Source organism: Curtobacterium sp. RM9 (assembly GCF_054956955.1).
This window is the reverse complement of the sequence record NZ_CM143271.1, coordinates 3,132,558-3,145,013: the sequence shown is the minus strand read 5'-3', so window position 1 is coordinate 3,145,013 and position 12,456 is coordinate 3,132,558. Positions and strand designations below refer to the sequence as shown.

Genomic DNA, 12,456 nt, shown 5'->3' with positions numbered 1-12,456 from the left:
GTCCCGGACCACGTTCGACAACGCGAGTCGCGTCGGGTAGGCTCTCACCTTGGTCTGTGCGCCCCGTGCGCCGGACAGTCAGATGAGCCCTCCACCGGGCCGTTCCACCGGCATCGCCAGCGGAACACCCACCGGAGCGGGATTCACGGACTCCTCACCTCGACACGAAAGCAGCACTCCTGTGACTCGTACGTTCTCCCCGAAGCCGGCAGACGTCCAGCACGACTGGATCGTCATCGACGCGACCGACGTCGTCCTCGGCCGTCTCGCCACCCACGCCGCGGCGCTCCTGCGCGGCAAGCACAAGGCCACCTTCGCCCAGCACATGGACATGGGTGACTACGTCATCATCGTGAACGCGGACAAGGTCGCCCTCACCGGCTCCAAGCTCGCCAAGAAGGTCTACTTCCGCCACTCGGGCTACCCGGGCGGCCTCACGGCGACCTCCTACCCGGAGATGCTCGAGAAGCACCCGACCCGCGCCGTCGAGAAGGCGATCCGCGGCATGCTGCCGAAGAACACCCTCGGCCGTGAGCAGCTCAAGAAGCTGAAGGTCTACGCCGGCGCCGAGCACCCGCACGCCGCGCAGCAGCCCAAGGCGTACACCTTCGACCAGGTCGCACAGTAGTTCCGGCCACGACGACTTCAAGGACACAGAAAACACTCATGGCTCAGATCGCTGATTCCCTCGACCAGACCCCGGAGAGCTTCACCACGGAGAGCGCACCCGCCGCTGCCGAGGCCGCTCCCCGTCAGATCCTCAACGTCTCGGGCGGTGCCGTCGGGCGCCGCAAGGAGGCCATCGCCCGCGTGCGCCTCGTCCCCGGTGGCGGCGAGTTCAAGGTGAACGGTCGCACCCTCGAGGACTACTTCCCGAACAAGCTGCACCAGCAGCTCATCAACGACCCGTTCAAGGTGCTCGAGCTCCTCGGCGCCTACGACGTCACCGCCCGCATCACGGGTGGCGGCCCCTCGGGTCAGGCCGGTGCGCTCCGCCTCGCCATCGCGCGTGCGCTGAACGAGATCGACCGCGAGAACAACCGCGCCACCCTCAAGAAGGCCGGCTTCCTCACCCGTGACGCCCGCGTCATCGAGCGCAAGAAGGCCGGTCTCAAGAAGGCCCGCAAGGCGTCGCAGTTCTCGAAGCGCTAGTCGCTCGACGAACCCGATCGCAATGCCGCGTCTGTTCGGTACCGACGGTGTTCGTGGCCTCGCCAACGGCGAGCTGACGGCCGCGCTGGCTCTGGGTCTCGCCCAGGCCAGCGCGGCCGTGCTCACGCACGGACACCATGCGGACGCCCGCCGGGCGTCCGGTCGACCGCGCCCCCGTGCGGTCCTGGCGCGCGACCCGCGCGTCTCCGGCGAGTTCCTCGGTGCCGCGGTCGCGGCCGGGCTCGCCTCCGCCGGCGTCGACGTGCTCGACGCCGGGGTCATCCCCACCCCCGCTGCGGCGTTCCTCGTCGCGGACGTCGACGCCGACTTCGGCGTGATGATCTCCGCGTCGCACAACCCCGCACCCGACAACGGGATCAAGTTCTTCGCCACGGGCGGCCGCAAGCTGCCCGACGAGGTCGAGGACCGCATCGAAGCGGCCATGCACGACCAGTCCGCGCCGACGCCGACCGGGGGTGACGTCGGCCGCATCACGCGCTTCGCCGACGCCGAGGACCGCTACGTCGTCCACCTGCTCGGCACGCTGCCGAACCGGCTCGACGGGATCCACGTCGTGCTCGACTGCGCCAACGGGGCCGCCGCGGGCGTCTCACCCGAGGTGTTCGTCAACGCCGGTGCGCAGGTCACGCTGATCGGCGCCGACCCGGACGGCATGAACATCAACGACGGTGTGGGCTCCACGCACATCGACAACCTCGCCCGCGCGGTGCTCGAGCACGGGGCCGACGTCGGGATCGCCCACGACGGTGACGCCGACCGTTGCCTCGCGGTGGACGCCGCCGGCAACGCGATCGACGGCGACCAGATCATGGCGATCCTCGCGCTGTCGCTGCAGGAGCGCGGGGAGCTCGTCGACGACACCCTCGTCGCGACGGTCATGTCGAACCTCGGGCTGAAGCGGGCCATGGCGGACGCGGGCATCACGGTGCTCGAGACCGGCGTCGGCGACCGCTACGTGCTCGAGAAGATGAACGAGGGCGGGTTCTCGCTCGGCGGCGAGCAGTCCGGCCACATCATCTTCCAGGAGTTCGCGACCACCGGCGACGGCATCCTCACCGGGCTGCACCTCGTCGCCGAGATGGCCCGCACGGGCAGGAGCCTGCAGGAGCTCGCCTCGTGCATGACCGTGTTCCCGCAGGTGCTCGTGAACGTGCGCGGCGTCGACCGGCACGGCCTCGACGACCAGGGCGTGCAGGACGCGATCGCCGCGGCGACGGACGCGCTGGGGGACTCCGGCCGTGTGCTGCTCCGGCCGTCCGGCACCGAGCCCGTCGTCCGTGTGATGGTCGAGGCGGCCTCGCAGGAGGACGCCCAGCGCGTCGCCGACGAGCTCGTCGACGTCGTGCGCGACCGGCTGACGACCGAGGACGCCGCATAGGACGAGCCGCCCGGTGCTCCGCACCCCGTCACGAACGACGCACCCCGGTCCACCGGGGTGCGTCGTTCGTCTGGGGGTGCGACGTCGACCTGGCCTGCGACGCGCCCGCGTCAGATCTTGCGGAGCAGCACCGAGTTCACCTTGTGGTTCGCGCCCTTCTTCAGCACGAGGGTCGCCCGGGAGCGCGTGGGCAGCACGTTCTCGATGAGGTTCGGCTCGTTGATCGCTCGCCAGACCTCGGTCGCGGTCTGCACGGCGTCCTCGCGGGAGAGCGAGGCGAACCGGTGGAAGAAGGAGTCCGGGCTCGCGAACGCCTCCTCCTGCAGGGCCAGGAACCGGTCGACGTACCAGGACTCGATGTCCTTCGTCTTCGCGTCGACGTAGATGGTGAAGTCGAACAGGTCGGACAGCGCCAACCGCCCGTGCACCGGCGGCGCGAGCACGTTCAGCCCCTCGACGATGAGGACGTCCGGCTGCCGCACGACGATCTCGGCGTCGGGCACGATGTCGTAGACGAGGTGCGAGTAGAACGGCGCCCGGACCTCGGCGGCTCCGCTCTTCACCTGGCTGACGAACCGCAGCAGCGCCCGTCGGTCGTAGGACTCCGGAAAGCCCTTGCGGTCCATGATCCCGCGCCGTTCGAGCTCGGCGTTCGGGTAGAGGAACCCGTCGGTCGTCACGAGCTCCACGCGCGGGGTGTCCGGCCAGCGCTTCGTCAGCTCACGGAGCAGACGCGCGACGGTGGACTTGCCGACCGCCACCGAGCCGGCGACGCCGATCACGAACGGGGTGCGACCGGCCCGTTCGCCGAGGAACCGGCTGGTCTCGGCGTGAAGGTTGCGCGCGCCGGCCGCGTAGAGGGTCAGGAGGCGGGACAGGGGCAGGTAGACCTCCTGCACCTCCTGCATGTCGAGCCGGTCGCCGAGACCGCGCAGCTGCACGATCTCGGTCTCGGTGAGCGACAGGTGCTCCTTCGGCGCGAGCTGGGACCACTCGTCGCGCGGGATCTCCACGAACGGGGTCGGGTGCGCGACGGTGGCTTCCGTGATCGGCATGGCACGAGCGTACCGACGGGAGGCGCGGCGCAGGTGAGGCGACCGGCTGCGGTGATCCGCGCCTCCCGTCCGGAGCACGGTGCGTGTCCACAGGACGCGACCGGTCGTGCGGGCGGGTGGGTCAGGCGGGCAGGGCCGCCTCGATGGCGGCGACGACCTCGGGGGCGTCCGGCTTCGTGGTGGGACGGAAGCGGGTGACGGTGCCGTCGGGGGCGACGAGGAACTTCTCGAAGTTCCAGCTCACCCGGCCGGCCTTGCCGGACGCGTCGGGGGTCTCCTTGAGCGCCTGGTAGAGCGGGTGCGCGCCCTTGCCGTTGACCTTGACCTTCTCGGACATCGGGAACGTGACGCCCCACGTGGTGGAGCAGTACTCGTCGATGGCCTCGGACGAGCCGAGCTCCTGCAGGAACTGGTTGCTCGGGAACCCGAGGACGGTGAAGCCGCGGGGGCCGTACTCCTTCTGCAGCGCCTCGAGCTGCTCGTACTGGGGCGCGAGACCACAGCGCGACGCGACGTTCACCACGAGCACGGCCTTGTCGGCGTACTGCCCGAAGGTGGTCTGCTCACCGTGCAGCGTCGTGATCCCGATGTCGTCGAAGCGTCCCATGTGCCAAACGGTATCCCCACTTCTGCTGGCATGCAGGGTTGCTCCCCAGGCAGACCGTAGGATCGGAGCCATGTGTGGAATCGTCGGCTACGTCGGCAGCAACAGCAGCCAGGACGTGCTCCTCGGTGGTCTCCGTCGGCTCGAGTACCGCGGCTACGACTCGGCGGGCATCGCCGTGGTCGACCGACCGGGTGACCTCGTCTCCGCGAAGAAGGCGGGCAAGCTCCAGGCCCTCGTCGACGAGCTCGAGTCGAACCCCATCGCGGACGGCAGCACCGGCATCGGGCACACCCGCTGGGCGACGCACGGCGGCCCGACCGACGGCAACGCGCACCCGCACCTGGCCGACGGCGGCAAGCTCGCCCTCATCCACAACGGCATCATCGAGAACTTTTCCTCGCTGCGCGACGAGCTGGTGGCCGAGGGCGTCGAGTTCGCCAGCGAGACCGACTCCGAGGTCGCCGCGCACCTGGTGGGGAAGGCCTTCCGCGCCACCGGCGACCTGACGGCCGCCATGCAGCAGGCCGTGCAGCGGCTCGAGGGCGCGTTCACGCTCCTCGTCGTGCACGCCGACCAGCCCGGCGTCGTGGTCGGTGCTCGGCGCAACTCCCCGCTCGTGGTCGGTCTCGGCGACGGCGAGAACTTCATGGGTTCCGACGTCGCCGCGTTCGTGGCGTACACGCAGCGCGCCCTCGCCATCGGGCAGGACGAGATCGCCACGATCCGTCCCGACGGCGTCGACGTCATCCACTTCGACGGCACCCCGGCGACGCCGAGCGAGTTCGAGGTGAACTGGGACGCCTCGGCGGCCGACAAGGGCGGCTGGTCGTCCTTCATGGCGAAGGAGATCAGCGAGGAGCCCGAGGCCGTCGCGAAGACGATCCTCGGCCGCGTGCACGACGGCGCCGTCACGCTGACCGACCTCGACCCGATCGCCGACCGGCTCGCCCGTGTCGACCGCGTGATCGTGATCGCCTGTGGCACGGCGGCGTACGCCGGCATCCTCGGCAAGTACGCCATCGAGCAGTGGGCCCGCGTGCCGGTCGAGGTCGAACTCGCGCACGAGTTCCGCTACCGCGACCCGGTGCTCGACGACCGCACGCTCGTCGTCTCGATCAGCCAGTCCGGCGAGACGATGGACACGCTCATGGCCGTCAAGTACGCCCGCGAGCAGGGTGCCCAGGTGCTCTCGATCTGCAACACCCAGGGCGCGACGATCCCGCGCGAGTCCGACGCCGTGATCTACACGCACGCCGGGCCCGAGGTCGCCGTGGCCTCGACGAAGGCCTTCATCGCCCAGGGTGTCGCGCTCTACCTGCTCGGGCTCCACCTCGCCATGCTCCGTGGCACGCTGACGGCCGAGCAGATCGCCGAGCAGGTCGCCGAGCTCGAGGGCCTCGCCCCGAAGCTGCAGCAGACGATCGACGACGCGTCCGGCATCAAGGACCTCGCCCGCTGGATGGCGGACACCCGGAGCGTGCTGTTCCTCGGCCGCCACGTCGGCTACCCGATCGCGCTCGAGGGTGCGCTCAAGCTGAAGGAGCTCGCGTACATCCACGCCGAGGGCTTCGCTGCCGGTGAGCTCAAGCACGGGCCGATCGCCCTGATCGAGCCGGGCCAGATCGTCTTCGTCATCGTGCCGTCCCCGCGCGACCCGCGTTCGCTGCACCCGAAGGTCGTCTCGAACATCCAGGAGATCCGCGCCCGCGGTGCCCGCGTCATCGCCATCGCCGAAGAGGGCGACGCCGCCGTGCTGCCCTTCGCGGACGAGGTCCTGCGCATCCCGCTCGCGACGCCGCTGTTCGAGCCGCTGCTCGCCGTCGCGCCGCTGCACATGTTCGGCATGGAGCTCGCCGCGGCCAAGGGCCTCGACGTCGACCAGCCGCGCAACCTCGCGAAGTCGGTCACCGTCGAGTAGGCGTCCCGTGATCATCGGCATCGGGGTCGACGTGGTCGACCTGGCGCGGTTCGAGCGGGTGCTCGACCGGACGCCGGCGATGCGGACGCGGCTGTTCACCCCGTCGGAGCTCCTCCGCGACGGGGAGCCGCGGCCGGTCGCGTCGCTGGCGGCCCGGTTCGCCGCGAAGGAGGCGCTCATCAAGGCCTTCGGGTCGAGCGCGGGGCTGAGCTGGCAGGACCTCGAGGTCGTGTCGGACGACCAGCGGAACCCGTCGCTCACCCTCCGGCGCGGCGCGCAGGACGTCGCTGACCGGCGCGGGGTGTCGAGCGTGCACCTGTCGCTGTCGCACGATGGAGGGATCGCGACGGCGTTCGTGGTCATCGAAGGGAAGCAATCGTGAGCGGGTTCACCGGGATCACGGTCGACCGCGAGGCCTTGATCGCGAACTACGCGACCGTCGCCGAGCAGGTCGCCCCGGCCGGGGTCATCGCGGTCGTCAAGGCGAACGGGTACGGGCACGGCGCGGCCGAGGCGGCCCGGGCGTTCGTGGACGCCGGCGCGGAGTGGCTCGGCGTCGCCGACATCGACGAGGGAATCGCGCTCCGACGGGCCGGCATCGACGAGGGCGTCCGCATCCTCGCGTGGCTGCACGCGCCCGACGAGGACTTCCGCCGTGCAGCGCAGTGGGACATCACCCCCGCGGTGTCGAGCGTCTCCCAGCTCGCCGCCGCAGCGGACTCCGACGTCCCCGCCGTGCACGTCTGTGTCGACACCGGCCTGAGCCGCAACGGCGCCGTCGAGTCCGAGTGGGCGGAGCTGTTCGACACCGCCGGCCGGCTCGTCCGGTCCGGCGCGCGCACCCGGGTCGAGGGCGTGATGTCGCACCTGTCGAACGCCTCGCGCTCGGACGACCTCGACCAGGACGCCGCACTGCAGCGCGCGCTCGACGGCCTCGCCGTGAACGGCATCGTGCCCGACATGGTCCACCTCGCCGCCAGCGCCGCGAGCCTCGCCGTCCCGGAGACCCGGCACGACGTCGCCCGGGTCGGACTCGCGCTGTACGGGCTGAGCCCCTTCCCCGACCGCACCGCCGCCGATCTCGGACTCCGGCCCGCGATGCGCGTGACGGCAGCCGTCCTCCGCACCGTGCCGGTCCGTTCGGGCGAGGGCGTCAGCTACGGCTACACCTGGCGAGCCGAGGCCGACACCCGCCTCGCGGTGATCGGGCTCGGGTACGCGGACGGCTTCGACCGCGGGCTCGGGGGCCACGTCTCGGTCCGGATCGGCGACCGCCGCTTCCCCGTCGTGGGGCGGGTCGCGATGAACGCCATGCACGTCGACATCGGCGACGCGGACGTCCGGGTCGGCGACGAGGCCGTGCTCTGGGGCGACCCTGCGGCGGGCGACCCCGCGGTCGAGGAGTGGGCGGCCGCGATCGACACGATCAACTACGAGGTGGTCGCCCGGGTCGGCCGCAGCGTGGAACGGAGGACGACGTGAACGCGCCGCTGCGCCGCGCCGAGATCGACCTCGACGCGTACCGGGCCAACCTCGACCTGGTCCGCGACTGGATGGACCCGGTCGAGGTCATGGCGATCATGAAGGCCGATGCCTACGGCCACGGGCTCGAGCCCATCGCGCTCGCCGCGGTCGACGCCGGGGTGCGGTGGATCGGCGTGCTGACCGTCCCCGCGGCCCTGCGCCTCCGGTCGATCGGCGTCGGTGAGGACGTGCACCTCTTCACGTGGCAGCACGACCCGGCGCTCGACTTCCGCGACGCCGTGGACTCGGCGGTGGACCTCGGCGTCTCGAACGCCGCCGAGCTGCAGCGGGTGATCGACGCCGTCGACCAGCGACCGGCGCGTGTGCACCTCGGCGTCGACTCCGGCCTGCACCGCGACGGTGCGACCGCGGAGACCTGGCCCGAACTGGTGACCCTGGCGGTCGAGGCGCAGCGTGCGGGCCGCATCGAGGTCGTCGCCGCGTACACCCACCTGGCCGAGGCCTCCGACGCCGACGACTCCGCCGCGGTGGCCGTGTTCGACGCCGCGGTGGAGCAGGCCGAGGACCTCGGGCTCGACGTCCCGATGGAGCACGTCGCCGCCTCGCTCGCCGGGCTCGAGCGCAAGGAGTTCCGCAAGGACATGGTCCGGATGGGCGCGAACCTGTTCGGCATCCCCGGCGCGGACGGGGTCTCCGCGGCGGACCTCGGGCTCGAACCCGTGATGACGCTCACCGCCTCCGTCGCCAAGACGAAGCGCGTGCCGCTCGGCACCGGGGTCTCGTACGACTACACGTACCGGACCGCCACCGAGACCACCCTCGCGCTCGTGCCAGTCGGCTACGCGGACGGGGTGCCCCGGCTCGCGCAGGGCCGGATCGAGGTCACGATCGGCGGCACCCGCTACCCGATCGCCGGCCGCGTCGCGATGGACCAGTTCCTGGTCGACGTCGGCGACGACGAGGTGCAGGTGGGCGACACCGTCGTGCTCTTCGGCACCGGGGAGCGCGACGAACTCACCGTGCTCGAGTGGGGCGATGCCCTCGGCACCATCGGCGAGGAGATCGTCTGCCGCATCGGCGCCCGCGTGCCGCGCGTCTACCAGGGGCACAGCGTCGAAGGGCGGGTCGGCGAGTACCTGCGGAGCGAGCCGTGACCGAGGGCCGCGTGCTCCTCGACACCGCAGTCGCCTCCACCGACGAGATGGCGGCGCTCGGGGCCCGGCTCGCCGCGGTCCTGCGGGCCGGGGACCTCGTCGTGCTCACCGGTCCGCTCGGGGCCGGCAAGACGACCCTGACGCGCGGCCTCGGTGCGGCGCTCGGGGCGCGGGGACAGGTCTCCAGCCCGACGTTCGTGCTCGCCCGCACCCACCCGACGACGGCCGGGCCGGACCTCGTGCACGTCGACGCCTACCGCCTGAGCGACCCGGTGGAGCTCGACGACCTCGACCTCGACTGGGACGGTGCGATCGTCGTCGTCGAGTGGGGACGAGGGTTCGTCGACGGGGTGTCGGACAGCATCCTCGACGTCGAGATCGTCCGTGCGACCGGGGCAGGGGCGGACGTCGCCGACGACCTCGACCCGGACGACGTGCCGGACGAGCCGCGCCGCGTCGTCGTCACGGGGACGGGCCCGCGCTGGGCCGACGCGGTCGTCTAGCGCGCCTACGATGGACGGGTGCTGCTCGCCATCGACACCTCCGCCGGGACCTCCGTGGCCGTCGTCGACCCCGCCACCGGCCAGGCCGTCGCCGAGCGCAGCACCGAGGACAGCCGCCGGCACGCCGAGGTGGTCGGCCCGTTCCTCGCCGAGGTCCTCGCCGAGGCCGGCATCACCGGTGCCGGCGTCACGGGGGTCGTGGCGGGCATGGGCCCGGGCCCCTTCACCGGACTCCGCGTCGGCATCGCCGCCGCCCGTACCTTCGCCGCTGCGCGCGGCGTGCCCGTCCTGCCCCTCGTCAGCCACGACGCGGTCGCGGCCGACCTCGGGCACGACGGCCCGGTCGTCGTCCTGACGGACGCGCGCCGGCGCGAGGTCTACTGGAGCGCCTACGCGGCGGACGGCACGCGGGTCGCGGGTCCGGGTCTCGCCAAGCCGGCGGACCTCGACGAGGCGATCCGCGCCTCCAGTCCGGAGGCGGTGGGCTGGGACCGCGCGACGGTCGCGACCATCCCGGCCTGGAGGCTCGGGGCGCTCGCCGCGGACCGGCTCGCCTCCGGCGCGCCCTTCGCCGACGACACCCCGCTCTACCTGCGCGATCCCGACGTGACGATGCCGGGAGCCCCGAAGCGGGTCGTCCGGTGAGCGCACTGCCGGAGGGGCTGCGGCTGCGCCGTGCGGTGCCGCAGGACCTCGATGACGTCATGTGGCTGGAGCAAGCGTCGTTCCCCACGGACGCATGGTCGGCGTCGCAGATGGCCGGCGAGCTGTGGTCGCCGCACGGGTACTACGTCGTCGTGGAGACCACCGAGGACGGGGCGCCGACGGTCGTCGGCTACGCCGGGCTGTCCTCGCTCGCGGGCAACCCGGTCGCCGACGTCCAGACCATCGCGGTCGCAGCGGACCAGCGGGGGCGTGGGCTCGGCCGGGTGCTGCTCACCGAGCTGCTCGACGAGGCCCGTCGTCGCAGCGTGCACGAGGTCTTCCTCGAGGTCCGCGCGGACAACCCCGTCGCGCAGGCGATGTACGTCGCGTTCGGGTTCGAGCGGATCGCCGTCCGACCCCGCTACTACCAGCCGGACGGCGTCGACGCGTGGGTGATGCGGGCGGAGCTCGCGCCCTCGTCGACCGGCCCCGGACCCATCGGACAGGAGACCCTCGGTGAGCGCGACTGAACCCCTGGTGCTCGGCATCGAGACGAGCTGCGACGAGACCGGTGTGGGGATCGTCCGCGGCGGCACCCTGCTCGCGAACGTGATCGCCTCGAGCATGGAGGAGCACGCCCGCTACGGCGGCGTCGTGCCCGAGGTCGCCGCGCGGGCCCACCTCGAGGCGATGACCCCGACGCTGCACGAGGCGCTCGACCGCGCCGGCGTGACGCTCGACGAGCTCGACGCGGTCGCCGTCACCGCGGGCCCCGGGCTCGCCGGCGCGCTCATGGTCGGGGTCGGCGCGGCGAAGGCGCTCGCCGTGGCCACCGGCAAGCCGCTGTACGGCGTGAACCACCTCGTCGGACACGTCGGCGCGGACGTCCTGCGCGCGGACGGCAGCGACATCGAGCTGCCGACGGTCGCGCTCCTCGTCTCCGGCGGGCACACCTCGCTGTTGCTCGTGCGGGACCTCGTGGGTGACGTCGAGCTGCTCGGCGAGACGATCGACGACGCGGCGGGGGAGGCGTTCGACAAGGTCGCGCGGCTGCTCGGTCTGCCCTACCCCGGCGGTCCGCAGATCGACCGGGCTGCTGCCGAGGGCGACCCGAGGGCGATCCGATTCCCCCGAGGGCTGACGCTGCCGAAGGACATGGCGGCGCACCGCTACGACTTCTCGTTCTCCGGGCTGAAGACCGCCGTGGCGCGCTGGGTCGAGAAGTGCCGTGACGAGGGGCGCGACGTCCCCGTGGCCGACGTCGCCGCGAGCTTCCGCGAGGCCGTGGTCGACGTGCTCCTGACGAAGGCGCTCAACGCCTGCCGGGACACCGGCGTGGACCGGCTGCTGCTCGGCGGCGGGGTGGTCGCGAACGCGCGACTGCGCTCGGTGGCGGAGGAGCGGTGTGCGGCGGCCGGGGTCGAGCTGCGGATCCCGCCGCTCGACCTGTGCACGGACAACGGGGCGATGATCGCGGCGATCGGGGCCCGGCTGGTGGCGGAGGGGCACGCGCCGAGCGACCTCGGGCTCGCGGCGGACTCGACGCTGCCGGTCACGACCGTCCAGGTCTGACGCGCCGGCTGCGCCGCGCCGCCGCGCCCCAGCGCCGCCGCCAGCGGTGGTGCCGTCGGCGCGGGTGCGCTCACGGCGTCAGCGACAGTTCACGGGGCAGCGGGCGCGTGAGGTGTCGCAGAGGGCGTGAAGTCGCGAGCGAGTGCTGGCCGGTCGGTGCGTGGGTGCGTGTGGGAGGATTCACAGGGCATCGACCAGCCGGTGCCGAGAGGGGTGGACGGTGTCCGATCAGAACCAGTGGCCGAAGCCGGGCGAGACGCCTGAAGGCGCATCCGGTGGCGGGTCGACCCCGGAACAGCCCCAGCAGTCCGGGCAGCAGGCGAGCGACCCGTGGGCGCAGTCCGGTCAGGGGGCTGCAGCGCAGGGCGCGACCGGCGGGCACAGCGCCCCCGGCAACCCGTACGCGGCGCCCGGCCAGCAGCAGGACCCGTACGGCCAGCAGCAGGGCAACCCGTACGCGCAGCCGCAGCAGAGCAACCCCTACGGCCAGCAGGGCAACCCGTACGCGCAGCAGCAGCAGAGCAACCCCTACGGACAGCAGCAGAGCAACCCGTACGGCCAGCCGCAGCAGGGCAACCCGTACGCGCAGCCGCAGCAGGCCCCGTACAACGCCTACGCCGCTGCCGGCTACCAGCCGTACGCCCAGCGCCCGAAGACGAACACGTTGGCGGTCCTGTCGATCGTGTTCGGCCTCGCCGCGGTGCCCTTCTTCTTCATGGCGATCCTGCTCGGCCCTGCCGGCGCGATCCTCGGGCACCTCGCCCTCGGCAAGATCAAGCAGACCGGGGAGTCCGGCCGGGGTCTGGCGCTGACCGGCATCATCGCCGGCTGGGTCATGACCGGCGTGTGGATCCTCTGGATCATCGCCATCTTCGCGTTCGCTGCCGCGGGCCCCTCCTACTCCGACTACGACTACGGTTCCGACTCGGGAGCGCTCGGCGCCCTCATCGGCTGAGCCGCCGCGAC

General features: G+C 72.1%; 14 protein-coding genes. 12 read left to right on the top strand and 2 right to left on the bottom strand.

What is annotated here, in order from left to right; genetic code table 11:
* Nucleotides 1–181 precede the first annotated feature (181 nt).
* The 3 genes from rplM to glmM are packed head-to-tail and all read left to right on the top strand — an operon-like array spanning nucleotide 182 to nucleotide 2,551.
* Nucleotides 182–628: a 50S ribosomal protein L13 gene (rplM, locus tag ACY3FI_RS14905; protein WP_462548392.1), complete on the top strand. Its 447-nt coding sequence runs from the start codon at nucleotides 182–184 to the stop codon at nucleotides 626–628.
* A gap of 38 nt (nucleotides 629–666) precedes the next feature.
* On the top strand, nucleotides 667–1,152 hold the full coding sequence (rpsI, locus tag ACY3FI_RS14900; protein ID WP_462548391.1) for a 30S ribosomal protein S9: 486 nt from the start codon (nucleotides 667–669) through the stop codon (nucleotides 1,150–1,152).
* Nucleotides 1,153–1,174: 22 nt separating this feature from the next.
* Entirely contained in the window at nucleotides 1,175–2,551 is a 1,377-nt protein-coding gene (glmM, locus tag ACY3FI_RS14895) for a phosphoglucosamine mutase (RefSeq protein ID WP_462548390.1), read from the top strand.
* 110 nt (nucleotides 2,552–2,661) lie between these two features.
* Here glmM and coaA read toward each other — a convergent pair whose 3' ends face one another.
* Both coaA and ACY3FI_RS14885 read right to left on the bottom strand, forming a co-directional pair.
* Nucleotides 2,662–3,606 (bottom strand): type I pantothenate kinase, encoded by a 945-nt coding sequence (gene coaA, locus ACY3FI_RS14890; protein WP_462548389.1) that lies wholly within the window; start codon nucleotides 3,604–3,606, stop codon nucleotides 2,662–2,664.
* Nucleotides 3,607–3,727: 121 nt separating this feature from the next.
* A complete protein-coding gene (locus ACY3FI_RS14885; protein WP_462548388.1) occupies nucleotides 3,728–4,213 on the bottom strand; it encodes a glutathione peroxidase in 486 nt (161 codons plus the stop codon).
* Nucleotides 4,214–4,283: 70 nt separating this feature from the next.
* Here ACY3FI_RS14885 and glmS point away from each other — a divergent pair, with 70 nt between their 5' ends.
* The 9 genes from glmS (at nucleotide 4,284) to ACY3FI_RS14840 (ending at nucleotide 12,445) form a co-directional block, all read left to right on the top strand.
* A complete protein-coding gene (glmS, locus tag ACY3FI_RS14880) occupies nucleotides 4,284–6,131 on the top strand; it encodes a glutamine--fructose-6-phosphate transaminase (isomerizing) (protein WP_462548387.1) in 1,848 nt (615 codons plus the stop codon).
* A 7-nt stretch (nucleotides 6,132–6,138) separates the two neighbouring features.
* Nucleotides 6,139–6,513, top strand: a complete 375-nt coding sequence (locus tag ACY3FI_RS14875) for a holo-ACP synthase (RefSeq protein WP_462548386.1) — start codon at nucleotides 6,139–6,141, stop codon at nucleotides 6,511–6,513.
* On the top strand, nucleotides 6,510–7,613 hold the full coding sequence (alr, locus tag ACY3FI_RS14870; protein WP_462548385.1) for an alanine racemase: 1,104 nt from the start codon (nucleotides 6,510–6,512) through the stop codon (nucleotides 7,611–7,613). Before ACY3FI_RS14875 ends, alr (ACY3FI_RS14870) begins: the two co-directional genes overlap by 4 nt.
* Nucleotides 7,610–8,770 carry an alanine racemase gene (alr, locus tag ACY3FI_RS14865; RefSeq protein WP_462548384.1) on the top strand — a complete coding sequence of 387 codons (1,161 nt, stop codon included), beginning with the start codon at nucleotides 7,610–7,612 and terminating at the stop codon, nucleotides 8,768–8,770. Before alr (ACY3FI_RS14870) ends, alr (ACY3FI_RS14865) begins: the two co-directional genes overlap by 4 nt.
* 47 nt (nucleotides 8,771–8,817) lie before the next feature.
* A complete protein-coding gene (gene tsaE, locus ACY3FI_RS14860; protein WP_462550372.1) occupies nucleotides 8,818–9,273 on the top strand; it encodes a tRNA (adenosine(37)-N6)-threonylcarbamoyltransferase complex ATPase subunit type 1 TsaE in 456 nt (151 codons plus the stop codon).
* 18 nt (nucleotides 9,274–9,291) lie between these two features.
* Nucleotides 9,292–9,918 carry a tRNA (adenosine(37)-N6)-threonylcarbamoyltransferase complex dimerization subunit type 1 TsaB gene (gene tsaB / locus ACY3FI_RS14855; protein WP_462548383.1) on the top strand — a complete coding sequence of 209 codons (627 nt, stop codon included), beginning with the start codon at nucleotides 9,292–9,294 and terminating at the stop codon, nucleotides 9,916–9,918.
* Nucleotides 9,915–10,448 carry a ribosomal protein S18-alanine N-acetyltransferase gene (gene rimI / locus ACY3FI_RS14850; protein ID WP_462548382.1) on the top strand — a complete coding sequence of 178 codons (534 nt, stop codon included), beginning with the start codon at nucleotides 9,915–9,917 and terminating at the stop codon, nucleotides 10,446–10,448. The genes tsaB and rimI overlap by 4 nt, the downstream gene beginning before the upstream one ends.
* The gene (gene tsaD, locus ACY3FI_RS14845) at nucleotides 10,435–11,490 is read left to right on the top strand and encodes a tRNA (adenosine(37)-N6)-threonylcarbamoyltransferase complex transferase subunit TsaD (RefSeq protein ID WP_462548381.1); all 1,056 of its coding nucleotides are present in this window, start codon (nucleotides 10,435–10,437) and stop codon (nucleotides 11,488–11,490) included. The genes rimI and tsaD overlap by 14 nt, the downstream gene beginning before the upstream one ends.
* A gap of 220 nt (nucleotides 11,491–11,710) precedes the next feature.
* A complete protein-coding gene (locus ACY3FI_RS14840) occupies nucleotides 11,711–12,445 on the top strand; it encodes a DUF4190 domain-containing protein (protein ID WP_462548380.1) in 735 nt (244 codons plus the stop codon).
* The last annotated feature ends 11 nt before the right edge of the window (nucleotides 12,446–12,456 follow it).